General features: G+C 70.8%; 22 protein-coding genes. 7 read left to right on the forward strand and 15 right to left on the reverse strand.

What is annotated here, in order from left to right:
- Nucleotides 1–11 precede the first annotated feature (11 nt).
- From ACWIE7_RS13480 to trpS, 3 genes are all read left to right on the forward strand, one after another.
- Entirely contained in the window at nucleotides 12–881 is an 870-nt protein-coding gene (locus tag ACWIE7_RS13480) for an ABC transporter ATP-binding protein (protein WP_452099185.1), read from the forward strand.
- Complete coding sequence (locus ACWIE7_RS13485) at nucleotides 878–3,346, forward strand: ABC transporter permease (protein ID WP_454069480.1); 2,469 nt, start codon at nucleotides 878–880, stop codon at nucleotides 3,344–3,346. The genes ACWIE7_RS13480 and ACWIE7_RS13485 overlap by 4 nt, the downstream gene beginning before the upstream one ends.
- A 71-nt stretch (nucleotides 3,347–3,417) precedes the next feature.
- Nucleotides 3,418–4,470 carry a tryptophan--tRNA ligase gene (trpS, locus tag ACWIE7_RS13490; RefSeq protein WP_454069481.1) on the forward strand — a complete coding sequence of 351 codons (1,053 nt, stop codon included), beginning with the start codon at nucleotides 3,418–3,420 and terminating at the stop codon, nucleotides 4,468–4,470.
- Nucleotides 4,471–4,668: 198 nt separating this feature from the next.
- Here the strand turns inward: trpS and ACWIE7_RS13495 are convergent, their stop codons facing one another.
- The 4 genes from ACWIE7_RS13495 to ACWIE7_RS13510 form a co-directional block, all read right to left on the reverse strand.
- Nucleotides 4,669–5,652 (reverse strand): RNase H family protein, encoded by a 984-nt coding sequence (locus tag ACWIE7_RS13495; protein WP_454069482.1) that lies wholly within the window; start codon nucleotides 5,650–5,652, stop codon nucleotides 4,669–4,671.
- A gap of 183 nt (nucleotides 5,653–5,835) precedes the next feature.
- A complete protein-coding gene (locus ACWIE7_RS13500; RefSeq protein ID WP_295654072.1) occupies nucleotides 5,836–6,090 on the reverse strand; it encodes a hypothetical protein in 255 nt (84 codons plus the stop codon).
- A gap of 74 nt (nucleotides 6,091–6,164) precedes the next feature.
- A complete protein-coding gene (locus tag ACWIE7_RS13505) occupies nucleotides 6,165–7,385 on the reverse strand; it encodes a fatty acid desaturase family protein (protein WP_454058831.1) in 1,221 nt (406 codons plus the stop codon).
- 47 nt (nucleotides 7,386–7,432) lie between these two features.
- Entirely contained in the window at nucleotides 7,433–8,668 is a 1,236-nt protein-coding gene (locus tag ACWIE7_RS13510; RefSeq protein ID WP_454069483.1) for a flavin reductase family protein, read from the reverse strand.
- Between the two features lie 256 nt (nucleotides 8,669–8,924).
- On the opposite strand from ACWIE7_RS13510, the gene ACWIE7_RS13515 reads away from it, so the two are divergent.
- The gene (locus tag ACWIE7_RS13515; RefSeq protein WP_454069484.1) at nucleotides 8,925–9,521 is read left to right on the forward strand and encodes a TetR family transcriptional regulator; all 597 of its coding nucleotides are present in this window, start codon (nucleotides 8,925–8,927) and stop codon (nucleotides 9,519–9,521) included.
- Nucleotides 9,522–9,540: 19 nt separating this feature from the next.
- Here ACWIE7_RS13515 and ACWIE7_RS13520 read toward each other — a convergent pair whose 3' ends face one another.
- The 5 genes from ACWIE7_RS13520 to sdhC all read right to left on the reverse strand — a co-directional run bounded on the left by ACWIE7_RS13520 (nucleotide 9,541) and on the right by sdhC (nucleotide 14,643).
- A complete protein-coding gene (locus ACWIE7_RS13520; RefSeq protein ID WP_454058828.1) occupies nucleotides 9,541–10,923 on the reverse strand; it encodes a D-alanyl-D-alanine carboxypeptidase family protein in 1,383 nt (460 codons plus the stop codon).
- A 256-nt stretch (nucleotides 10,924–11,179) separates the two neighbouring features.
- Nucleotides 11,180–11,962 (reverse strand): succinate dehydrogenase iron-sulfur subunit, encoded by a 783-nt coding sequence (locus ACWIE7_RS13525; protein WP_230930211.1) that lies wholly within the window; start codon nucleotides 11,960–11,962, stop codon nucleotides 11,180–11,182.
- Nucleotides 11,962–13,731, reverse strand: a complete 1,770-nt coding sequence (sdhA, locus tag ACWIE7_RS13530; protein WP_230930212.1) for a succinate dehydrogenase flavoprotein subunit — start codon at nucleotides 13,729–13,731, stop codon at nucleotides 11,962–11,964. The genes ACWIE7_RS13525 and sdhA overlap by 1 nt, the downstream gene beginning before the upstream one ends.
- Nucleotides 13,732–13,789: 58 nt before the next feature.
- Nucleotides 13,790–14,221: a succinate dehydrogenase hydrophobic membrane anchor subunit gene (locus ACWIE7_RS13535; RefSeq protein ID WP_230930213.1), complete on the reverse strand. Its 432-nt coding sequence runs from the start codon at nucleotides 14,219–14,221 to the stop codon at nucleotides 13,790–13,792.
- Between the two features lie 14 nt (nucleotides 14,222–14,235).
- Nucleotides 14,236–14,643, reverse strand: a complete 408-nt coding sequence (gene sdhC / locus ACWIE7_RS13540) for a succinate dehydrogenase, cytochrome b556 subunit (RefSeq protein WP_230930214.1) — start codon at nucleotides 14,641–14,643, stop codon at nucleotides 14,236–14,238.
- Nucleotides 14,644–14,828: 185 nt separating this feature from the next.
- Here sdhC and ACWIE7_RS13545 point away from each other — a divergent pair, with 185 nt between their 5' ends.
- Together ACWIE7_RS13545 and ACWIE7_RS13550 are read left to right on the forward strand one after the other, a co-directional pair.
- Nucleotides 14,829–15,299: a cytidine deaminase gene (locus ACWIE7_RS13545; protein WP_454069485.1), complete on the forward strand. Its 471-nt coding sequence runs from the start codon at nucleotides 14,829–14,831 to the stop codon at nucleotides 15,297–15,299.
- Nucleotides 15,296–16,624, forward strand: a complete 1,329-nt coding sequence (locus ACWIE7_RS13550) for a thymidine phosphorylase (protein WP_454058826.1) — start codon at nucleotides 15,296–15,298, stop codon at nucleotides 16,622–16,624. The genes ACWIE7_RS13545 and ACWIE7_RS13550 overlap by 4 nt, the downstream gene beginning before the upstream one ends.
- A 29-nt stretch (nucleotides 16,625–16,653) precedes the next feature.
- Here ACWIE7_RS13550 and ACWIE7_RS13555 read toward each other — a convergent pair whose 3' ends face one another.
- Genes ACWIE7_RS13555 through ACWIE7_RS13575 form a run of 5 tightly spaced genes read right to left on the reverse strand, consistent with a single transcriptional unit; the run spans nucleotide 16,654 to nucleotide 20,081 of the window.
- Nucleotides 16,654–17,877, reverse strand: a complete 1,224-nt coding sequence (locus tag ACWIE7_RS13555; protein WP_452099195.1) for a primosomal protein — start codon at nucleotides 17,875–17,877, stop codon at nucleotides 16,654–16,656.
- 24 nt (nucleotides 17,878–17,901) lie between these two features.
- Complete coding sequence (locus ACWIE7_RS13560) at nucleotides 17,902–18,282, reverse strand: YbaB/EbfC family nucleoid-associated protein (protein WP_452099196.1); 381 nt, start codon at nucleotides 18,280–18,282, stop codon at nucleotides 17,902–17,904.
- Entirely contained in the window at nucleotides 18,279–18,545 is a 267-nt protein-coding gene (locus tag ACWIE7_RS13565) for a hypothetical protein (RefSeq protein WP_454069486.1), read from the reverse strand. Before ACWIE7_RS13565 ends, ACWIE7_RS13560 begins: the two co-directional genes overlap by 4 nt.
- A complete protein-coding gene (locus ACWIE7_RS13570; protein WP_454069487.1) occupies nucleotides 18,545–19,738 on the reverse strand; it encodes a C40 family peptidase in 1,194 nt (397 codons plus the stop codon). The genes ACWIE7_RS13565 and ACWIE7_RS13570 overlap by 1 nt, the downstream gene beginning before the upstream one ends.
- 4 nt (nucleotides 19,739–19,742) lie before the next feature.
- Nucleotides 19,743–20,081, reverse strand: a complete 339-nt coding sequence (locus ACWIE7_RS13575) for a type VII secretion target (RefSeq protein WP_454069488.1) — start codon at nucleotides 20,079–20,081, stop codon at nucleotides 19,743–19,745.
- A gap of 112 nt (nucleotides 20,082–20,193) precedes the next feature.
- On the opposite strand from ACWIE7_RS13575, the gene upp reads away from it, so the two are divergent.
- Nucleotides 20,194–20,817, forward strand: coding sequence for a uracil phosphoribosyltransferase (gene upp / locus ACWIE7_RS13580; RefSeq protein WP_452099200.1), 624 nt, complete (start codon nucleotides 20,194–20,196; stop codon nucleotides 20,815–20,817).
- Here upp and ACWIE7_RS13585 read toward each other — a convergent pair.
- A complete protein-coding gene (locus ACWIE7_RS13585; protein ID WP_454069489.1) occupies nucleotides 20,814–22,418 on the reverse strand; it encodes a phospho-sugar mutase in 1,605 nt (534 codons plus the stop codon). The two genes, upp and ACWIE7_RS13585, sit on opposite strands and share 4 nt — an antisense overlap.
- Between the last annotated feature and the right edge of the window lie 10 nt (nucleotides 22,419–22,428).

Raw genomic sequence — 22,428 nt, forward strand, 5'->3', positions numbered from 1 at the left:
AGGAGAACACGATGACCGAGACCTCAAGCGGCTCCGGAGGGTCCGCCTCCGCGCGGGCCGCAGACGTCACCGGCCACGCCGCCGTCCGGGCCGCAGAAGCCACCGGCCACGCCGCCGTCCGGGCCGCAGACGTCACCCGCCGGCACGGCAGCGGCGAGAACCAGGTGCTCGCCCTCGACGGGGTCAGCATCTCCGTCGATGCCGGCCGGTTCACCATGATCATGGGCCCCTCGGGGTCCGGCAAGTCCACGCTCATGCACGTGCTGGCCGGCCTCGACTCGCCTGACGAGGGTCGGGTGTTTCTCGGCCGTCGCGAGATCACGGGGATGAGCGACAAGGCGCTGACCAAATTGAGGCGCACCCGGACGGGTTTCGTCTTCCAGTCCTTCAACCTGATCCCGACGCTCAGTGTGCGCCAGAACATCGGCCTGCCGGCTCAGCTGGCCGGCGAAAAGCTGGATGCCGGCTGGGTCCGTACTGTCACCGACCGGCTGGGTATCGCGACGTTGCTCGCTCGCAAACCCCATGAACTGTCCGGTGGGCAACAGCAGCGCGTGGCGGTGGCCCGGGCCCTGGTGACCCGGCCCGCAGTCGTCTTTGCCGACGAACCCACAGGCAACCTCGATTCGGCCTCGGGGGCGGAGGTCATGCGCCTGCTCTCCGCCGCGGTCCGCGAGTACGGACAGACGGTCATCATGGTCACGCACGATCCTGGGCTCGCCGCGTACGCCGACAGGGTCATCATGTTGGCCGACGGCCGCCCGGCCGCTGATCTCGCCGCTCCGACCCCGGAGGCCGTCGCCGACACCCTGCTGCGTCTCAATCCGGGTCCGAGCGACGAGACCCTGCCGTTCGTCGAACAGGAGGCACTCGCACGATGAGAACCGTTCTGATGTCCACGTTCCGCTCCGGCGGCGCCCGGCTGCTGGCCGCGGGGCTCGCTATCGCGATCTCGGTGGGTTTCGTCGTCGCGACCTTGGCCACGATGGATTCCTTCCAGTCGAGCATGCGCACCCAGCTGGCCGGCGAGTACGCCGGCGTCGGCGCCGTGGTGGATACCCAGGGGTTCGACGACGACGACATCGGCCGCGCGCTTACCGCACTGCAGGAGCACGGGGGTGTCGGGAGCGCCGGTGCTCACTCGACATCGTTCTTCCAGACGCAGATCGATGGTCGGCAGTACAGCACTGTGGCCCGGAACCTGCCGAATGCCGACCTGCGTGCGGAAGAGTTGGCCGCCGGCCGGTGGCCCACCGAACGGCTCGAGACCGCCGTCGACGACGCGACCGCGCAGGACCTGGGACTGGCGGTGGGGGACACGCTGACGCCGACGGTGTACGACGACGCCGGCCGCGAGCAGCCGGGCCCTTCTCTCAAGATCACCGGTCTCTACACCGGTGTAGGGGCCTCTCCGCTGCCGACCGTGTTCGTCCTCGCCGAGGACCTGGCGGAGCTGGGCCGGGTCTCGACGACGGAGATCAGGATCGCCGCCCCGCTCGCAGGAGGTGACCATGAGGCACTCAAGGCGTCGGTGAGCGACGCACTGGAGGTGGCCGGAGTGGACGCCACCGTCCTCACCCAGCAGGAGATCGTCGACCGCGAGACAGAGAGGTTCTTCAGTGACGCCGCGATGCTCGCCGTGATCGTGTTGGCGTTCACCGTGATAGCGCTGCTGGTCGCGGCCCTGGTGATCATGAACACCTTCGATGTGCTCATCGCCCAGCGCACCCGGCAGCTGGCACTGCTACGGTGTCTCGGCTCGACCTCCGGCCAGGTCAGGCGAATGGTGCTGCTCGAGGGGGCGCTGGTCGGCGGGGTCGCCTCCCTGCTCGGCACGGCCGGCGGCTTCGGACTCGGACACGTGCTCGCCGCGGTGAGTGGGAGCGTGCCGGGCCTCGCCGCGCTCGAACCGCCCGTGCTGCACTGGTGGATCGTCGTGGTCGGGATGGTCCTCGGCGTGGCGGTCACCCTGCTCTCCGTGTCCCTGCCGGCCCGCAAGGCCATGCGCACGTCGCCGCTCATGGCGATGCGCCCGCTCGAAGCGGTCTCGCCCGAACCCCGATCGCGCATGTGGACCACGATCCTCGGCTCGGCACTCTTCCTCGGAGGCATCGCGGGGATGGCCGTCGCGGTCGCGGCGGCCCGGATGATCATCGCCATACCTGCCGCAGCGGTCACGGCGATCGGTCTGATCGTCCTGCTCCGGGTGACGGCGGCCCCGATGATCGCGGGACTGGCGGGCATGGTTCCCGGGAGGTGGCTGCCGTTCCGGCTGGCCGCTCTGAACTCGAGGAAGCACCCGGGGCGCACGGCGACGACCACGATCGGCATGGTCATCGGCGTCTCCATCGTCACCACGATGATGGTGGGCGCGGCACTGGCCCAGGGGTCGATCTCCAGGGAAATCGATGCGCAACGCCCCATCGACATGTTCGTCACCAGTGAGGAGTCACAGATCTTCGAGCCAGCCGAGATCGCCGCGGTCACCGATGCGGAGGGCGTTGTCCACGCCGAGGCCGTGCGGGGCACCCTCGCCCGTGTCGGCGACGACGACGTGCTGGTGCTCGGGGTCGACGAGTCCGTCGGGCAGGCGTCCCGCGGGGATGATCCGATACCGGCCGCGGGTACCGCAGCCATCGGGGACGAACTGACGGACGCGGTCGGCGCCCCCGGCGCTCCGTTGACGCTTTCCGTCGCGGGCCGACAGGTGACCGTGGAGACGACCACCGCTGAGTCCCCGTGGCCCGGCTCGATCCTGGTACCGATGGACACCCTTCTGGAGCTGGACCCCGGCGCCGGGACGATGCAGATCTGGGCACAGGTCGAGGACCTTTCGTCCGCGCAGCTGCAGACGCTGGCCTCGACGATCTCCGGCGATACCGGGCTCCAGGCGGAGGTCGGTCCGGCATTGGAACGGGCGATGATCGAGGAGATCATCACGACGATGCTCGGCATCGTGTTGGCACTGCTGGCGGTGGCGATCGTGATCTCGGTGATCGGCGTGGCCAACACGCTCTCGCTGTCGGTCATCGAACGTACGCGGGAGTCCTCGTTGCTGCGGGCGTTGGGCCTGACCAGGGGGCAGATGCGCATGATGCTGGCTTGCGAGGCCGTCGAGATGACGGTCGTGGCCGCGGGAATCGGCATCATCGCCGGGATCGGGTTCGGTGCGGTCGGGATCGCCGCCCTGCTCGGCGAGATGGATGTGCCGCTGGCCTTCACCCTGCCGTGGCTCCAGCTGCTGCTGGTGGTCGGCGCGGCGCTGCTGGCCGCGCTCCTGGCGTCCGCCCTCCCGGCCCGGCGGGCGGCGATGCTCTCACCGACCGTGGGGCTGGCCGTCGGCTGAACCGCGGCCCGGGTGGCTGCCGCCGTCGGTCGGCCGAGGCGGAGCCACCCGGGCGTGGGAAGATGTACGCCATGTCTGAGCAGTCCTCCTCCGCAGTGCCCACGCCCGCGAAGCGCCAGCGCGTCCTGTCCGGCATTCAGCCCACCGCAGACTCGTACCACCTCGGCAACTACCTGGGCGCGGTGCGGCAGTGGGTTGAGTTGCAGGACGACTACGACGCCTTCTACTTCATCCCCGACCTGCACGCGATCACCGTCAAGCAGGATCCGAAGGAGCTGCGGGAGCGTGTTTTCCGCGGCTGCGCGCAGCTCCTCGCACTGGGCATCGACCCCGGGCGTTCGGTGCTGTTCGTGCAGTCGCACGTTCCCGAGCATGCCGAGCTGTCGTGGGTGCTGAGCTGTATCACCGGCTACGGCGAGGCCGCCCGCATGACCCAGTTCAAGGACAAGGCCGCCAAGCAGGGAACCGACGGCACCACCGTGGGGCTGTTCACCTACCCGGTGCTCATGGCCGCGGACATCCTTCTCTACCGTCCCCACCTGGTGCCGGTCGGCGAGGACCAGCGGCAGCACCTCGAGCTCACCCGCGATCTGGCGATGCGGTTCAACTCGCGCCACAAGAAGACCTTTGTGGTGCCCGAGGGCAAGATCCTCGAGGGCTCGGCCAAGATCTACGACCTGCAGGACCCCACGGCCAAGATGAGCAAGTCGGGCGCGAACCCCAAGGGCATCGTCAATCTGCTCGACGACCCCAAGGTGTCGGCCAAGCGCATCCGCAGCGCCGTGACCGACTCGGACGGCGACATCCGATTCGACCGTCAGATGAAGCCGGGCGTGTCCAATCTGTTGGTGATCCAGTCGTCGTTCACCGGGCGGCCGGTCGCCGACATCGTGGCCGACTACCAGGCCGCGGGCGCCCAGTACGGCGCGCTCAAGTCCGATACGGCCGACGCGCTCGAGGCGTTCGTCACCCCGCTGCGAGGTCGGTTCGACGAGTTCATGTCTGACCGAGGCGAGCTCGAGCGCATCCTCGCCGACGGCGCCGAGCGTGCCCGCGCCGTCGCGAGCCCTGTGCTGTCCCATGTCTACGACGCAGTCGGATTCACCGCGCCCCGCCGCGGCTGAGCCGGGTCGGCTTCTGGCCGCGTGCCCGGCGCCTGCAGCCGAGTTGCAAGACATCGATCTCCGGATGCCTGACAAAAGGTGCGTTTTCGGGCTCCGGATTAGCCCCAAATGTCTTGCGAGCGTGAGGTCGTGTCTTGCAACCGCTGGAAGGCGGGGCGAGGCGCAGCTGGGCGGGTCGCGGCGAGGCCGGGCCGTGGCTCAGGCCTGGCGGGTGCCCTGTTGGTAGACCTGCTTCCAGTCATCGCCCGCGCGCTGCCAGATCGAGCTGTGCAGCGACGACGCCCCGCCCGGGCTCGTCGCGCGCCAGAGCAGGAGCATCACGTCGTCGGAGAGTCGACGGGTCTCCAGCACCTCGAGTTCGACGCCGGCGAGGGAGGACTCGGCGGCGCCCAGCTCGCGGCGGGTCCACGTCCGGCCCGCGGGGTCGACCTGCCGCCACCGCACATCGAGCAGCCGCGTGAGCTGTTTGCGGTCCCGGCGGACGGCGTCAGTGAGCAGCGACCGCTCGAGATCCACCACGAGCTCCTCGATCGCGGGCCCGGCGGCGGGAGCCCCGGGCCGCGAACCCGTCGCGCCGGGGGAGCCGGGGGAGCCGGGCTCGCCCACCGAGAAGAGGTCGGGCTCGGACGTGTCGGCGGACCTCGTCGTCGTCGCCGGCACGGCACCACCGTCGGCGGCCGGGGGAACGGCCGGATCCTCGCCCGCACCGACCGCGGTCGCGCCCGGGAAACCCGGGCCGGCCTCCGGCTGCTGCTTGGACGCGTGGGCCTTCGAGGCGCCGTTGGCCAGCGCGTCGGCCTTCTCGTTGAGCGCGTGACCGGCGTGACCCTTGACCCACTCGAAGGTGACCTCGCGGCCCCGCATCGCCTCGTCGAGGGCCTTCATCACCTCGACGTTGAGCACCGGCTTGCCGTCGGCCTTCTTCCAGCCCTTGCGCTTCCAGCCGGCCATCCACTTGGTGATGGAGTTGATGACGTACTGCGAATCGCACAGCACGTGCAGTGGCTCGTCGACGTGAGCGGTCTGGCGCAGCAGATCCAGAACGGCGGCGAGCTCGCCCTGGTTGTTGGTGCCGCGCTTCCAGCCGCCGCAGCGCCAGCGGGCGTCGTCGATGTACCAGGCCCAGCCGGCGGGGCCGGGGTTTCCGAGGGCGGAGCCGTCCGCGGCGGCGATGATCGTCACGGGATGCGATCCTGCCACCGTGGCGGGCGTCACCGCACACCGGCCGCCACGCCGGCGAGGCAATCGGCCCGCTACCGGCGAACCGAGGCGGGCCGGAGGTGCGAAACTGCTGTCCGAGGTGCAGCGCGGGTGGGGTTCTCCTGGCCGGACGGGCCGGCACCGCGGCGGGCGCGACGCGGCAGGTCAGCCCTGGAGGTCGCCGTCCTCGATGTCGTCGAGGTCGATCGGCCAGCCGGCCTCCTTGCCGTCCTGCTTCTCGGCCAGGCGGGCGGTGCGGGCGGCCTCCCGCATCTCGATGCCCTCGGTGACGAAGTCGCCCACCTCGCGGGCGATCGACCCCACCGCGTCGGTGATGATGACCGTGATGCGGCCGACCAGCGACGCGCCCGCCTGGACGCCCGCCTGGATCTGGTCCTTGTTGCGCTCGAAATCGCTCATCGGGTGCATCCCCTCTCGTCCGTGATGAACCCGAAGGTACCCCGACCCGGGCCGGTGGTGAGGCTCTCCCCGGCTCAGGCGGCCGTCGGGGACTTGCGACGCTCGATGATCACGGCGGGCGAGTCGGCCGGGGTGGGCGGCAGTGGGAGCGCGAGGCGGAACATCTTGGCCCACACGTTCGCCACCTGCTTCCACAGCGGCCCGGTGTTGTACGGCAGCCCGTGCTCCTCGCAGATCCTGCGTACCTCGACCGCGATCTCCGGGTACCGGTGCGCGGGCAGGTCCGGGAACAGGTGGTGCTCGATCTGGTGGGAGAGGTTGCCGGTGGCCAGGTGCATCAGCGGGCTGCCGGAGATGTTGGCCGAGCCCAGCATCTGGCGCACATACCACTCGCCGCGGGTCTCCTCGGCCGTCTCCTCCTGCGTGAAGACCTGCGCGCCGGAGGGGAAGTGACCGCAGAAGATCACCGAGAACGCCCACACGTTGCGGACCAGGTTGGCGGTGAGATTGCCGGCGAAGGTCAGCGGGAACAGCGGGCCGGTCAGCGCCGGGTGCACGATGTAGTCCTTGGCCACCTGCCCGCGGACCTTGCGCCACCAGCCGGCCACGAGTCCCTTGACGTCGGTCCACTTGCGCTTGCCCTTGAGTACGTTGTCGTACTCGAGGTCGTGCAGCATCACGCCCCACTCGAACAGCATCATCAGGGCGAACGCGTACACCGGGTTTCCCAGGCGGATCGGGTTCCACGGCTGCTCGTGCTCCATACGCAGGATGCCGTAGCCGATGTCCCGGTCCAGGTCGAGGATGTTTGTGTACGTGTGGTGCATGTAGTTGTGCGAGTGGCGCCACTGGTCGGAGGGGCACACGTTGTCCCACTCGAAGCTGGATGAGTGGAGCATGTCGTCGCGCATCCAGTCGTACTGGCCGTGCATGACGTTGTGGCCGATCTCCATGTTGTCGAGGATCTTGGACGCACTCAGCGCGGCGACGCCTGCCAGCCAGGCGGGCGGGAGGAAGCCGAGGAACATGAGGCCGCGCCCGGCCAGTTCGAGACGACGTTGGGTGCGGACGACGCGCAGGATGTAGTCGCGGTCGGCGGTGCCGAGGTCGACGACGACACGGTCACGGATCGCGTCCAGTTCGCGTCCGATGATCTCGACGGACTCCGCCGAGAGCACGATCGGCTCCGGCGCCGCGGCGGCCTTGGCGCGCTTGCCGGTTTTCGGGGCCGTGGCGGGCTTGGTGGCCGCGGGTGCCTTGGCGGTCTTCAGGGTGGGCAGATTCAGGATTGCCATGGTGGGTGTCCTTCCGGGTCGGGTCCGGGCGGTGGGAGGCAGGTGGTCTAGAGCTCGATCTCGACGTCGCCGACCGGGGCGGAGACGCAGATCTGGACGCGGCAGCCGGGCTCGGAGTCGACCTCACCGGTGCGCAGGTCGCGGGTCGCGCCGGAGACGCGCACCGCGGTGCAGGTGTGGCAGATGCCCATGCGGCATCCGTGCTGCGGGCTCAGGCCCGCGGTCTCGGCGCCCTCGAGCAGGGTCGTACCGGGATTGTCGGCGGTGACGCCGCTGGTCAGGTACGTGACGGTGCCGCCGTCGGTGTCCGGGACCTCGGCGACGGTGGCGGTGAACCGCTCGCGCAGGACGCCCGAGAACCGTTCGGCGCCCAGCGTCTTCTCGAGACCGGTGGCCAGACCCTCGGGCCCGCACAGGAAGATCGTGGCCTCGTGGTGCCAGGGCGCGGTCTCCTCGAGATGACCGGCGCTGAGGTGGCCGGTCAGTCCGGGGCGCGTGATCGCGCGGTCCTCGGTCGGCGCTCCGGCGCTGTCCTCGCCGGCGGTGGGGATCACGTGCACATCGATCCCGGCGCGGGACAGTTCGCGGAGCCGGTCGCGGAACGGCACATCGGCGGCGCTACGGGCGTAGTGGATCCACGTCACGCGGCCGGTCCTGGTCGAGGTGGTGTCCGTGTCGGGCCCCGCGGTGCCCGCGTCCCGGCCGACGCAGTGGCCCTCGGCGGCCAGAGTGGAGGCGATCGACAGCATCGGCGTGATGCCGCTGCCGCCGCTGACCAGCAGGATGTCCGACGGGCGCGTCGCGGGCAGGGAGATCTCCCCGGCCGGGTTGCCCAGCAGTAGGCGCATGCCCGGTTCGGCTGCGGCCCACAGGAACTCCGAGACCACGCCACCGGGATGGCGGCGGACGGCGATCGTCGCCAGGCCGTCGGCGCGGGAGGCCGGGTCGACGGGGGAGTAGTGCCGGCGATGAACCACGCCGTCGACCACCACGCCGATCTCCAGCGCGGCGCCGGGCTCGGGCCGTGCGACGCGGGCGGGAAGACGCAGCGTGAGCACCGTGACGTCGGAGACCGGGCGGTCGACGGACACGACGGTCGCCCCGGTCGGGTCGTCGGACCAGGTCACGCCCAGCGAACGGGCGTAGTGCTCGACCGGGTGCGGGGTGAGCAGCGTGCGGGCGAGTTCGCCGGAGAACAGGCTTTCGGCCAGGCCGCGACGCGAGAGTCGGCCGGGCGTGAGAAGTCGGCGGGTGAAGGACGGGTGGACGGGCGGAGCTGTCATCGGGACCTCCGTGGAGAACGTGGTCGGTGTGGTCGGCCGTCGACGGACGCCGCCGCCCCGGTCTCGAGTTCCGCGCCGCGCACCGGTGGGTGCGGTCGCGCTGAAGGGGGCGCATCCGTCCGGCTCGACCACCGGACGAAACTGAGTGTACAGGTGTTCTCTGAAATGAAAAGACCCCGGTGTGTGACAGCCGGGTTGCGGGCCCACGAACTCGAACGACATGCGGTTTTTCAGCTCGATCGCTAGAATCGTCGACGTGACGGCGCCCAGATCTCGAGCAGAACAGAAGCGGCACACTCGTGCACTCATCGTCGACGCGGGTCGTCGAACGGTGGCGAGCCGTGGCTTCTCGGGCCTCGTCGTCCGCGAGCTCGCCCGCGAGGCCGGCATCGTGCCCACGGCCTTCTACCGACACTTCGACTCGGTCGAGGAGCTGGCCACCGAGCTCGCCGGCGCCGCCGCGGACGCGCTGGGCACGCTCGTCGACACGCTGGTTTCGACCCCGACGCAGGACCCGGCCTCGGACTGGCCGCACCAGGCGAGCGCCCGGGCGGCCGAGAACCCGCAGACCTGGTCGGTGCTCGCGCGCGGACTGGTCGACACCGCGGGGCCGGATCACCGCGTTCTGTCGGCGGCCGTCGACACCGCACGCCGGCGGCTCGGGATCACCCTGGGCAGGCTCGAATCGTTGTCCGGTGCGGACGGGGCGGTGGTGGATGTGACTGCCGACCTCGTCGTCGTCGTCCTGGTCCGGCACCTTATGGACGTCGCGGCCGGACAGGACGCGCGCACCCTGGACGGGGACTGCGCCGCGCGCCTGCGAGTGGTCCTCGCCGGGGCTGCCGCGCAGTAAGCGAGCGCCCCGCAGTGGCTCAGCGACGCCGCAGTGTCAGGACGGCGCCCGCGAGCACCACCAGGGCCGCCGCGCCGACCGCCATCCAAGTTCCGTACTCCTCGAACAGCGACCCCGCTGCGGTCGTCTCCGACGCCCCCGACCCGCCCAGCGGGCCCGACGCCAGCTCCGTCACGTCGTCGTCGGCCTCGCTCGGTCTGTCGCCCAGCTGGCCGACGGCGTCCTCGGCCGCGAACCCCGCGTCGAGCAACATCGCCGCCTGCTGCCACGGCGCCTGCGGCACCCGCGTGCCGTCGAGCAGCACCACGGCCAGCCGCCTGCCGTCCCGTTCGGCCGCGCCGATGAACGTGTGGCGGGCGTCGTCGGTGAAGCCCGTCTTCCCGCCCAGCGCGCCGTCATAGTTGAAGAGGAGCTGGTTGTCGTTGGCCAGCACGAAGCCGGGATTGACCACCTCGCCGTCCTCGCGTGTGGTCGGGCCGGTGTACGGGGGCGGGTCGACGGGGTCGGGCGGGCCCGCGCCCTCGCCCGCCGGGTAGCCGGGGAAACCGGTCAGCTGCGTGGAGACGATCTCGGCGAACTCGGGCCGGGTCATGGCGTCGCGGAAGATCAGCGACATGTCGTACGCCGAGGACATCATCCCCGGCCCGTCCAGCCCGCTCACCGTGGCCACGTGCGTGCCCGCGGCACCGAGCGAGGCGGCGCGCGCGTTCATCGCCTCGAGCGTGTGGTCCATGCCGCCCATCTCGTGCGCGAGCACGGCCGCCGCGTCATTGCCGGACGACATCAGCAGCCCACTGAGGAGCCGGTGCACCGAGTATCTGCCGCCGGGACCCACGCCGACGAGGCTGCCCTCGGCACCCTCCAGATGGGCGTCGGTGACCTCCACGATCTCGTCACCGTCCAATTCGTCCAGCGCGACCGATGCCAGCAGGGTCTTGATGATGCTGGCCGGGCGGTAGCGGCCGTGCGGGTCCTTGGCGGCGACGATCTCGCCGGTGTCGAGGTCGGAGATCATCCAGGCGCTCGCGGTCACCTCCGGGGGCACCGCGAAGCCATCGGGCGCCACGACGTCGCAGCCGGCGAGGGCCTCGCCGCCGGCGGGCGTGGCCGGCACCGGGGGAGGGGTGGGCGAGGACTGACCGGGCAGCGGCACCTCGGACTCGTCGACGGGCGCGGGTGGAGTCGTCCGGTACGGGCACCCGGTCAGGTCGCGCGGGGTGTCGAAGTATGACGACGACGTCGTGGACGGCAACACCGCCGGCGGCGGGGGCTCCGAGAGCGGGAGGGCAGGGTCCGGCTCGGCCGCCGCCGGGATCGCTGCAGCGAGGGGCATCAGTGCGACGAGGGCGGCGGAGGCGAGGCCGGCGGCACGGCGGGCGGGCCCTCGGCGGTTGCTGATCACGGATGTCGAGTCTACGTCCGGGGGCGGCTGCGCTCCGCCTGACCCGCGAGGGGCGACCGGAGAACGCCACCTATCGAATCGCGTGGCGCCTACGGGATCCGATGGGTGGCGCACGATCCGATGGGTGGCGATCAGCAGAACGCGGGCCGATGCGGCTCGAGGCAGGTCGCGGGCAGGCCGTTCGCCGCCGCGGAATGCAACTCGGGCCGCACCCTCGACAAGAGGATGCGGCCCGAGCCGACGATCTGTGGCGAGATCAGCGCGCGAACAGCAGTGCGCGCTTGACCTCCTGGATCGCCTGCGTCACCTGGATGCCACGGGGGCACGCGTCGGTGCAGTTGAAGGTGGTGCGGCAGCGCCACACGCCCTCGGCGTCGTTGAGGATCTCCAGACGCTCGGCAGCGCCCTCGTCACGCGAGTCGAAGATGAACCGGTGCGCGTTGACGATCGCCGCCGGCCCGAAGTACGACCCGTCGGCCCAGAACACCGGGCAGGAGGTCGTGCAGCAGGCACAGAGGATGCACTTGGTGGTGTCGTCGAAGCGGGCGCGGTCGGTCGGCGACTGGATGCGCTCGGCGGTCGGCTGGTTGCCGGACGTGATGAGGTACGGCATGACGTCACGGAACGACTTGAAGAACGGCTCCATGTCGACGTACAGGTCCTTCTCCACCGGAAGGCCCCGGATCGGGGCGATCGTGATGGTGATGGACTTGCCGTCCTTGGGGAGCATGTCCTTCATGAGGACCTTGCAGGCGAGGCGGTTGACGCCGTTGACCTGCATGGCGTCCGAACCGCAGACGCCGTGGGCGCAGGAGCGGCGGAACGCCAGCGAACCGTCGATGTAGTTCTTGACGTACATCAGCAGGTTGAGCAGACGGTCGGACGGCAGCGCCGGGACCTCGAACTCCTGCCAGCCCGCCGAGTCCGGATCCTCCGGATTGAACCGGGCGATCTTCAGCGTGACCATGGTGGAGCCGGGCGGCACCGGGCGGCTGCTGGTGCCGTCGGTGGCTTTGGTGGTGTCGACTGCGGAACTCATCAGTACTTACGCTCCATCGGCTCGTAGCGGGTCTGCACAACCGGCTTCCAATCCAGCCGGATGTCGGAGAGCAGGTCGAGACCGTCCTCCTTGAACGCCATGGTGTGCTTCATGTAGTTGGCGTCGTCGCGGTCCGGGAAGTCCTCGCGGGAGTGACCGCCGCGGGACTCCTTCCGGTTGAGGGCACCCACGACGGTGACCTCCGCCAGCTCCAGGAGGAAGCCGAGCTCGACGGCCTCCAGGAGTTCGGTGTTGAAACGCTTGCCCTTGTCCGAGACGGTGACCTCGGCGTAGCGCTTCTTCAGGGCGCGCAGCTCGTCGCGGGCCTCGGTGAGCGACTGCTCGTTGCGGAACACCGACGCCTTGTCGTCCATCATGGCCTGCATCTCGCTGCGGATGTCCGCGGCGTTCTCGGTGCCGTGCGGGGCGAGCATGCGCTCCATCCACTCGCGCACCATCGTCTCGGGCTCGGCGGGCAGCTCCACGAAGTCGTGACCCGCGGCGTACTCGGCGGCGGCGATGCCGGCGCGGCGGCCGAACACGTTGATGTCCAGCAGCGAGTTGGTGCCCAGGCGGTTGGAGCCGTGCACGGAGACGCAGGCGCACTCACCGGCGGCGTAGAGGCCGGGGACGATGTCCTCGTTGTTGCGCAGGACCTCGCCCTGGACGTTGGTCGGGATACCGCCCATGACGTAGTGGCAGGTCGGGAACACCGGGACGAGCTCGGTGACCGGGTCGACGCCCAGGTAGGTGCGCGAGAACTCGGTGATGTCGGGGAGCTTCTCCTCGAGCACGTCGGCGCCGAGGTGGGTTACGTCGATGTAGACGTAGTCCTTCTCGGGGCCGGCACCGCGGCCCTCGCGGACCTCCAGGACCATAGAGCGGGCGACGATGTCACGCGGCGCGAGGTCCTTGATGGTGGGGGCGTAGCGCTCCATGAAGCGCTCGCCGTCGGCGTTGCGCAGGATGCCGCCCTCACCGCGGACGGCCTCGGAGATGAGGATGCCCAGGCCGGCCAGCCCTGTCGGGTGGAACTGGTGGAACTCCATGTCCTCGAGCGGCAGGCCCTTGCGGAAAACCACGGCCATGCCGTCACCGGTGAGGGTGTGGGCGTTGGAGGTGGTCTTGTACATGCGGCCCGAGCCGCCGGTGGCGAACACCGTGGCCTTGGAGTGGAAGACGTGCAGGTCGCCGGAGGCCAGCTCGTAGGCGACGCAGCCGGTGGCCACGGGGCCCTCGGGGGTCTCGGTGAGGCACAGGTCGAGCACGTAGAACTCGTTGAAGAACTCCACGTCGTGCTTGACGCAGTTCTGGTACAGCGTCTGCAGGATCATGTGACCCGTGCGGTCCGCGGCGTAGCAGGCGCGACGCACGGGCGCCTTGCCGTGGTCACGCGTGTGGCCGCCGAAGCGACGCTGGTCGATCTTGCCCTCGGGCGTCCGGTTGAACGGCAGGCCCATGTTCTCGAGGTCGATGACGGCGGTGATGGCCTCCTTGGCCATGATCTCCGCGGCGTCCTGGTCGACGAGGTAGTCGCCGCCCTTGACCGTGTCGAACGTGTGCCACTCCCAGTTGTCCTCCTCGACGTTCGCGAGGGCGGCGCACATGCCGCCCTGCGCTGCGCCGGTGTGGGAGCGGGTGGGGTAGAGCTTGGTGAGGACCGCGGTGCGGGTGCGCGGACCCGCCTCGATGGCGGCGCGCATCCCGGCGCCGCCGGCGCCGACGATGACGACGTCGTACTGGTGCTGGTGGACCTGACGATCGGTCATGGTGTTCTCAGTGCTCGCTTTCGAAATGGTGAAGTCCGCGGACGAATACTGCCGGCGATCAGATGTCGTAGGCGAGGCCGAAGATGGCGTAGGTGCCCAGGACGAGGACCAGGACGGTCGCGGCGATCAGGATCGCGTTGAGCCAGAACCGGGTGGAGTCCTTGCGCGAGTAGTCCGCGATGACGGTGCGGACACCGTTCGCGCCGTGCAGCTGGGCCAGCCAGAGCATGAGGATGTCCCACGTGGCCCAGAACGGGCTCTGCCAGCGATCGGCGACGTATGCCCAGTCGATGCGATGGACGCCGTCGTCGATCATCAGGCCCACCGTGAGGTGGCCGATGGTGAGGAAGACCAGGGCCACGCCCGAGTAGCGCATGAAGATCCACGCCGTGCGCTCGAAGTTGCCGCGGGAACGCAGGCGGGGCGAGCGGGGCTGCGCCAGCGAGGCGGGCCGGTCGTAAGAGGTCTGGAGAACAGGTGCGTCTGCCATGATGATCGTTCTCCTTAGATGTGCTCGAAGAGGAGGAAGAGAAGGCGTGCGGTCGCCGCGGCGAACACCACGACCCAGATCGCCAGGACGGCCCAGAGCATCTGGCGCTGGTACTTGGCGCCCTTGGACCAGAAGTCCACGGCGACGATCCGCAGACCGTTCAGGGCGTGGAACAGCACCAGGGCCACGAGCCCGATCTCCATGAGGCCGACGATCGGGTTCTTGTACGTGTCGATGACCGCGTTGTAGCTCTCCGGGCTCACGGTGACCAGGGCGGTGTCGAGCACGTGGACAAAGAGGAAGAAGAAGATCGCGACGCCGGAGATGCGGTGCGCGACCCACGACCACATCCCCGGGTCACCCTTGTAGATGTTGATCTTCTTTGTGGGTGCCGGACGCGCCGGCGCCTGCGCAGTACTCATGGGCTTGTCGTGCCTCCAGTTCGTCTGGGCGTGATGCCTACGGCGCGCGGTTCGTCCATGACAACACGGCGGGCGCCTACAAGGACTTTAGACCTGAGAGTGAACTGATGAGAAGCAGGGTGGGTACCGTGGTCCGAACAGGTAATCCCTGTTAGGGGACCCTAAATGAAGTTACCCGGGGGTAGATGAAGGTGTCCGGCGACGAAACCGCAGCACAACGGCTCATAGACCTCGACATGCTCCGCGAGCACGCCCTCCGGGCGGCCGAGAGCGCCTATCGGCCGTATTCGGGGCTGGGGGTGGGTGCCGCGGCGATCGCCACCGCTCCGCAGCGAGAAGCGGCCGGCACGGCCTCCTCCGCGGCGCACGGCAGCAGCACGCGGATCGTCACCGGCTGCAACGTGGAGAGCGCCTCCTACGGGCTGACGTTGTGCGCGGAGTGCTCACTCGTGTCGGACCTCCACCGGACGGGAGGGGGCCGCCTGCTCGAGGTCATCGTCGTCGCCCATACCGGCGAGCCCCTCGCCCCGTGTGGGCGCTGCCGACAACTCCTCCACGAACACGGTGGCCCCGACCTGATCGTGCACGGCGCGCGCGGACCCGTCCGCCTCGGTGCCCTGCTGCCCGACGCCTTCGGCCCGGAGGATCTGACGTGAGCGGGACGGGCGACGCCGCGCGGCGCCACGATGCGGTCCGGATCATCGAGGCGAAGAGGGACGGGCGGGAGCTCGACGACGACGAGGTCGACTGGATCGTCGACGAGTTCACCCGCGGGACGGTCGTCCCGGAGCAGATGTCCGCGCTCGCGATGGCGATCTACTTCCGCGGGATGAGCGATCGGGAGATCTCCCGGTGGACCACCGCGATGGTGGGCTCGGGCCACCGATTGGACCTGGCCGGCCTGACCCGCGGAGGCCGGGAGGTGCCGACCGTCGACAAACACTCCACGGGCGGGGTGGGTGACGCGATCACTCTGGTCCTCACACCGCTGCTGGCGACCTGGGACGTGGCCGTGCCGCAGTTGTCGGGGCGGGGGCTCGGGCACACCGGCGGCACGCTCGACAAGCTCGAGGCGATCCGCGGCTGGCGCGCGGACCTGAGCGGGGACGAGATGCGGCGCATCCTGTCGGACTCCGGGGCCGTGATCTGCGCGGCCGGGGCCGACCTCGCACCCGCGGACCGCGCCCTGTACGCCCTGCGGGACATCACCGGCACGGTGCCCTCGATCCCGATGATCGCGGCGTCGATCATGAGCAAGAAGATCGCCGAGGGTACCGGTGCGCTGGTCCTCGACGTGAAGTTCGGGTCCGGGGCGTTCATGACCTCACGTACGGATGCCGAGGAGCTCGCCCGCGTCATGGTGGGTATCGGCACCGCCGCCGGAGTACGGACCAGTGCGCTGGTCACGGCCATGCACACCCCGCTCGGGCGGGCCGTGGGCAATGCGGTCGAGGTGGCCGAATGCCTGGAGATCCTCGGCGGCGGGGGACCCGCGGACATGGTCGACCTGACGTGCGCGCTGGCGGAGGAGGCCCTGGCCGCGGTGGGCATCAGCGACGATCCTCGGGCCCGACTGTCGGACGGGCGGGCCATGGATTCCTACCGGGCGATGATCTCCGCCCAGGGCGGCGACCCGGACGCCGAACTCCCGCGGGCCGCGAACGTCGAGCAGGTGCGGGCGCCCGCCGCGGGCCGGATCACCTGGGATGCGCTCGGGGTGGGCCGGGCGTCGTGGCTGGCGGGCGGGGGACGCAGCGCACCGGGCGAGGCCGTCGACCACGCCGCCGGGGTGCTGCTGCACCGGGTCGAGGGCGACGAGGTGCGGGCCGGCGAGGTGATCGCCAGCGTGTACGCCGGCGACGCCGGCCGGATCGCGTCCGCTCTCGGCGAGCTGGGGGCCGCCGTCGACGTCAGCGACCCGGGCTCCGCACCCGCACGCGGCCCCGCGGGTGCGGTCGTGCGACGGCTCCGGGGCTGGTGAGGGGGCCGGATACCCCGGAGGGCGCCGGCTCAGGCCATGTCCGGGGTGGTGACCAGTTGCTCGACGTCATCGACAAGGTCCCGCCACTCGGAGGCCTCGTCGTCGTACGGCGCGGTGGGCTCGAGCAAGGTCGCATCGTCCGGGTTGAGCACGTAGTGCATGTACCGGCGCAGCGAGGATCCGCGGCCGGTCACCGACGCCTCCAGTTCCGCGTCGCCGACGTAGTTCGCCATGTCGGTGATGAGCTCCACCGCCAGGCCGAGCTGGCCCGGGTCGACCATGGACGGCCCGATCTCGATGTCGCGATCCAGCCCGGCGAGTACGTACACGTTGTCGTCGGTGGCCTGGACATCGAGGCTGCCGTCGGTGGCGGCGATCTTGATCTGCTCGTACGTGGCGACCCGGCTCAGCGTGTCGTCGTCGTTGTCCGCCAGATAGCGGCCCAGACCGCGACCGCTGGTGAACACGTACACCTGGTCGCCGTCGCCCAGGAAGACCGGGCGATCGCCCAAATAGCAGCGCAGACTCAGGAACTCCTGGTCGCCGAACACGATCTGGATGGGGTCGATGCCCACCTTCTCCCAGATCGAGCCCTCCGGGTAGCCGGTCCGGGCGGTCTCCTCGGCCTCGGGCTCCTCCTCGGGCAGGGCGGCCTCGGCGGCCTCGAGATCGCGGCGGGCCTTGTCGACCTCGCCCTTGTCCAGAGCCGGGGCGGTGATGACCTCCTGGATCGCATCCAGCACGTCGTCCCAGCCCTTGGCGACGGTCTTGCGGATGGACTTCCACAGCTTGAGGCCCTCACGGCCGTAGAACTCGTCCATGCCGTGGGTGACGGTGGCCAGAATCGGGTTGCCGTTGAAGAACTTGGTGACCGTGACCAGCTCGCAGACTTCGCCGATCGAGCGGGCGATGGCGAAGGACTGGTCGATCTCGTCCACCGACGACTCGGTCGGAGCGTCGCCGAGGAGTTCGAGGACGCCCACCAGGTCGTAGCAGTTCTCGTCGGCGGCGCGGAAGTCCAGCACGTCCGAGTTGGCGAACTGCTCCCACGACGGGTGGTCTTGTAGGTCCTGCTCGGCCCCGCTGCGCACCAGAGCCAGCAGCTCAGCGGTCGAATCGAAGGCGTAGAGATCCTCGTCGAGGCCCAGGAACGCCTCCCAGTCGTCGTTGTCCTCGCGCCAGCTGGGCGCCCAGAGGGTCGTGACGTCTCCCTCCGGGAGACCGAGCTCGATCGGGACGATGTCCTTGGCCATGTCGGCCAGCATATCCAGGCGTGGTCAGCTGGTGCCACGGCCGGCCGGGCCAGTCGCGCTGTCGGCCCGCAGCGCGTCCTGCGCAGCCTGCCTCCGTCCGCCCACGGCGAGCGCCACGGATCCCGACACCAGCTCGGCCCGCCGGGAATTGGCCTGCTCCACGGCCCGGGCGGTGGCCTCGAGGATCGACGCCGACACGGTGTCCGGCCCGTGCCGGCGCAGCCCCGCCGCCAACCGGAGATCCACCACGGTCCCGCCGGAGTCCGCGGTGGCCGTGGCCAGTTGATCCCGGCTGGTGGCGACCACCCGCAAGGTCTCGAGCTGATCGTGGGCGGACTCCCACTCCGACGCGATTCCCCGCAGACGGTCGAGGAAGGCCTCGACGTCCAGCCCGCCGGCGGTCAACGGACCGACTCCAACACCCCGTCGTCGTCGACGCCCTCGGGGGTCCAGTCGCGGCCGTCCCATTCCTCCTCGGCCCGGCGCTCCAACAACTCGCGGGCCTCGCCCGCGGCCGCGGTGAGGGCGCGCAGCACCGCCCGCGCCACCTCCGACGGCGTGCGGTCCAGAAGGCGATCGGGAACGGCGAGGCCGACCGGCACACCATTGGTGCCGACCTCGGCGACGACCCCCGACATCCGGTCGGTGTGACGGCAGGTGTCGGGCATCATCCGCCGGTCGGACGGTAGAAGCCGTAGAAGGACATGCCGATATTGTCGGTGCGCAGGCCGGAAACCGCTACAGGGTCCCCAGCCTCCACGATCTGGTCGTTGCCGATGTACATCGCCACGTGGCCGTCCCAGACCAGCAGGTCGCCGGGCGCGAGATCCTGCTGCGAGATTTGAACCCCCACCCCTTGCTCCTGCGCGAGGCGGGGGATCTCCACCCCGGCATCGCGGTAGGCCCACTGGGTGAGCCCGCTGCAGTCCAGTCCCTGCCCCGGCGTGGTGCCGCCCCACACGTACGGCACGCCCTGCTGGCTGAGGGCGTTGCGGACCGCGCCCGCGGCCTGCTCATTCGGTGCGGTGGCCGAGGACCCGTCCGGAAGCACCACCTGGACTCCGCTGCCGAGGAAGCCGGACCCCGCGTCGCCAACGCCGGCGGAGCCCGGCGTCGACACACTCCCGGAGTCGGAGCCGCCGGCCGGGGCTCCGACTCCGCCTGCGCCGGCACCTGCCGCGCTGCCGAGGCCGCCCGCGCCGGTGCCGGGCCCGGGTGCGCCCACCTCGGTGGGTGAGCCGCCGACCGCGGTGGTGGCGCCCGGCCCGGATCCCGCGTACGCCGCGGTGGTGGCGTTGATCGCGCCCGCCGCGCTCGTATCCGCGCCGAGCATCCCGGGCATGCGGGGCGTGCCCGGGATCCCGGCGGCGATCGCGTGCATCTCGGCCGTGGGCGCCCTGAGTTCGGTCTGGACCCGCTCCGCGACCTGGATGCCGCGCGCCAGATGCTCGGCGGCCAACGCGAGGAGCGCGGCCTGCCCGGGCGGCGTCACGAGGGTGGGTCCGAGGGCGGCGGCGCGCGCGATGAACTCGTTGACGATCCCGATCACCTCGATCGTCCCGCGCACGACGATCTCGGCGGCCACGGCGGTGACCCGCGCGATCTCCACAGCGGAGTCGGTGAGTGCGCCGATGGTCCGGCCGACCTCCGCGATCGACTGGGCGGCACCCAGTGCGGCGAGGGAGTCCCACGATTCGGACAGCAGCCGCTCGAGTGGCGGCCCCAACTGGTCGGCCACCTCCAGGCCGTCGCTGACCGGCCGCATGACGTTCTGCGCCTCCGCGGGGACGAACTCCTCGGTGGAGAGCAGGTCGAGGACCTGCCTGATGGGGCCGACGTAGGCCAATGCGTCCGCGATCACCGGATCACACCGTCCATCCGGTCAGGCCCCGGCCGGCCGCGCCGATGGCCCGGGCGCCCGCGGTGTCGGTGTCCTCGAACAACCGGGCCGACTCCAGCACCAGATCCCCGGCGGCATCGGTCACCCGGGCGACCCCGGCGAGCACCTCCCGGTGGCGGGAGGTGGCCGCCAGCAGGGCCGACATGAACTCGGCCCCCACCGGCCCCACCACCGGCACCACCGCCGCGAGCGGTAGCGAGTCGACCGCGTCGAGCGCTCCCCCCAGCGTCTCGGCCAGGGTGGTCAGCCCCGTACCCAGCTCACGTAAACCGTCGACATGGACCTCGATCGCCCCGTCTGCCATGGTCGCGCCCCCCCTTGTCCTGCCTTCTGTCCCGTCACAGGGTTCGACGAGCAGGGGAGACGATCCGGTTCCAGCACCCGCGAAAAACTTCTCGTGTGGAATCCTGACGGGCATGGACATCATCGTCGTGGACCACCCCCTGGTCGGGGATCGCCTCCGTACGCTGCGCGATTCCGGCACCGATACCGCGGGTTTCCGGGCCGCGATGGACGCTCTGGGAACCATGCTCTGTTACGAGGCCTTCCGTTCGGTGCCGACGGTCGAGATCCCGGTGACCACCCCCGTGATCGAGACGACCGGGGTCGCGGTGGACGGCGTCCCGCTCATCGTGCCGGTGCTGCGGGCCGGGCTCGGTCTGTTGGAGCCGGCGACCCGCCTGCTGCCCGGCGCGCAGGTCGGCTTCATCGGCCTGGCGCGCGATGAGCAGACCCACGAGCCCTTCTCCTACCTGTGCTCGCTACCTGATGATCTCGCCGGCAGGCACGTGGTGGTGCTCGACCCGATGCTCGCGACCGGCGGCTCACTGGTCACCACCCTGGAGACGCTCACCGCCCGTGGCGCGACGGGCATCACCGTGGTGTGCGTGCTGTGTGCGCCGGAGGGCGTCGAGCTCGTGCGCGACTCCGGGCTCGCGGGCACGCTCGTGACCGCGACGATCGACGAGCGACTCGACGAGGCGGCCTTCATCGTCCCGGGCCTCGGCGACGCCGGCGACCGTCTCTTCGGTCCGCGCTAACGCGCCCGGCCGGCGATGGCGTCCGCGACCCGGTCGGCCAGACCCGCGAGCCGGTGTTCGACCCCGGCTCGGTCCGCCGGGGAGGGCTCCGGCGGTGTCCACGCCTCGACGTAGGTCTTGAGCAGCGGCTCGGTCCCCGAGGGGCGGATCACCGCGCGGGCGCCGTCGATGTCCACACGCAGGCCGGCGGTCCCGTCGAGGGAGTGAACCGCGGGCCGGGCCCCCCTGTTACCCGCGCCGCCGAGCAGCGCCGCGGCCCCGGCCAGCGCGACGGCGGGATCAGCGCCGACCGCCAGCGGCAGAGTCTCGTTGCGCCGGACGTGCACGCCGAACTCCCGCCCCAGCGCGTCGAGACGTTCACCGACAGCGGGCCCGCCGGCCCCGACCATCGCGCACCAGAGCGCGGCGGCGGAGATGCCGTCCTTGTCGGCCACGACCTCCGGCAGCACGCAGTGCCCGATCGCCTCCTCGTACGCGTACCGCAGCGGCCGTCCGGCGCGCACGAGCCACTTGAACCCGGTCAGCGTTTGAACATGCCGACCGCCGCGCGCGGGAACGATCAGCGACGGCAGCCGCGACGACACGATCGTCGATGCCACCACGGGGGTGCTCCGGCCGGCGCCGGCCCCCGGCAGCGGCGCCCGCAGCAGGTGGTCGGCGAGCACGGCGCCGGTCTCGTCGCCGTCGAGCATCCGCCAACGCCCGTCCGGCCCGGCCACACCCACGGCGCACCGGTCGGCGTCGGGGTCGAGCGCGATCGCCACATCGGCCTCGATCTCCGCCGCCAGCGCGAGCAGCCGCTCGGTGGTCTGCGCGCGCTCCGGGTTGGGGGAGTCGACGGTCGGGAAGTCGGGGTCGGGCTCGGCCTGCTCGGCCACCATCACGACGTCCCGCACCCCGATCCCGGCCAGAACGCGCAGGCAGACCTCGCCGCCCACCCCGTGGACGGGCGTCAGCGCGACGCGCGGAGGCCGGGCGGGCGCGGGGATCCGGGCCACGACGGCAGCGACGTAGTCGTCGACCAGCGCCGGGTCGACCCGCACCTCACCGCGACCGGGGTTGACCGCGGTGCCCCCGCGCGGCGCGGTCTCGTCGTCGTTCCATACTGACGCTGCGGGGACGGCGACGCCCTCTCGCGCGGCCGCCACCAGGTGCGCCTCGATGTGGACGTCGGTGGGCGGCACGATCTGCGCGCCCCCGCGCCCATAGACCTTGATGCCGTTGTCGCCGGCCGGATTGTGGGACGCGGTCACCATGAGCCCCGCCGCCGCGCCACGCGACCGCACCGCCGCCGCCACGACGGGGGTGGGGACCGGGCCCGGGGGGACAACGACGACGAAGCCGGCCGCCGCCACCACCGCAGCCGCGACCTCGACGAACCGCGCCGACCCGTGGCGCGCGTCCCCGCCGACGACGACCGTCGACCCGGGCGACTCCTGCTCACGCAGGTGGCGGGCGACGGCGGTCGCGACCAGTGCGACCGTACCCTCGTTCATCCGGGCGGGGCCGTCCCCGAGTGGGGCGCGGACGCCCGCCGTACCGAATCGCAGTGGCGCGAGATCGGGGGCGGCGTCGGAGGTCGGGTCGTGGGGACTGGGCACGGTCGGCCTC

The organism is Dietzia sp. NPDC055343, assembly GCF_053645265.1.

Coding starts and splice junctions, on each gene's coding strand:
- ACWIE7_RS13480 (WP_452099185.1), top strand. CDS start 12: ATGACCGAGACCTCAAGCGGCTCCGGAGGGTCCGCCTCCGCGCGGGCC.
- ACWIE7_RS13485 (WP_454069480.1), top strand. CDS start 878: ATGAGAACCGTTCTGATGTCCACGTTCCGCTCCGGCGGCGCCCGGCTG.
- trpS (WP_454069481.1), top strand. CDS start 3,418: ATGTCTGAGCAGTCCTCCTCCGCAGTGCCCACGCCCGCGAAGCGCCAG.
- ACWIE7_RS13500 (WP_295654072.1), bottom strand. CDS start 6,090: ATGAGCGATTTCGAGCGCAACAAGGACCAGATCCAGGCGGGCGTCCAG.
- ACWIE7_RS13505 (WP_454058831.1), bottom strand. CDS start 7,385: ATGGCAATCCTGAATCTGCCCACCCTGAAGACCGCCAAGGCACCCGCG.
- ACWIE7_RS13510 (WP_454069483.1), bottom strand. CDS start 8,668: ATGACAGCTCCGCCCGTCCACCCGTCCTTCACCCGCCGACTTCTCACG.
- ACWIE7_RS13525 (WP_230930211.1), bottom strand. CDS start 11,962: ATGAGTTCCGCAGTCGACACCACCAAAGCCACCGACGGCACCAGCAGC.
- sdhA (WP_230930212.1), bottom strand. CDS start 13,731: ATGACCGATCGTCAGGTCCACCAGCACCAGTACGACGTCGTCATCGTC.
- ACWIE7_RS13535 (WP_230930213.1), bottom strand. CDS start 14,221: ATGGCAGACGCACCTGTTCTCCAGACCTCTTACGACCGGCCCGCCTCG.
- sdhC (WP_230930214.1), bottom strand. CDS start 14,643: ATGAGTACTGCGCAGGCGCCGGCGCGTCCGGCACCCACAAAGAAGATC.
- ACWIE7_RS13545 (WP_454069485.1), top strand. CDS start 14,829: ATGAAGGTGTCCGGCGACGAAACCGCAGCACAACGGCTCATAGACCTC.
- ACWIE7_RS13555 (WP_452099195.1), bottom strand. CDS start 17,877: ATGGCCAAGGACATCGTCCCGATCGAGCTCGGTCTCCCGGAGGGAGAC.
- ACWIE7_RS13565 (WP_454069486.1), bottom strand. CDS start 18,545: ATGCCCGACACCTGCCGTCACACCGACCGGATGTCGGGGGTCGTCGCC.
- ACWIE7_RS13575 (WP_454069488.1), bottom strand. CDS start 20,081: ATGGCAGACGGGGCGATCGAGGTCCATGTCGACGGTTTACGTGAGCTG.
- upp (WP_452099200.1), top strand. CDS start 20,194: ATGGACATCATCGTCGTGGACCACCCCCTGGTCGGGGATCGCCTCCGT.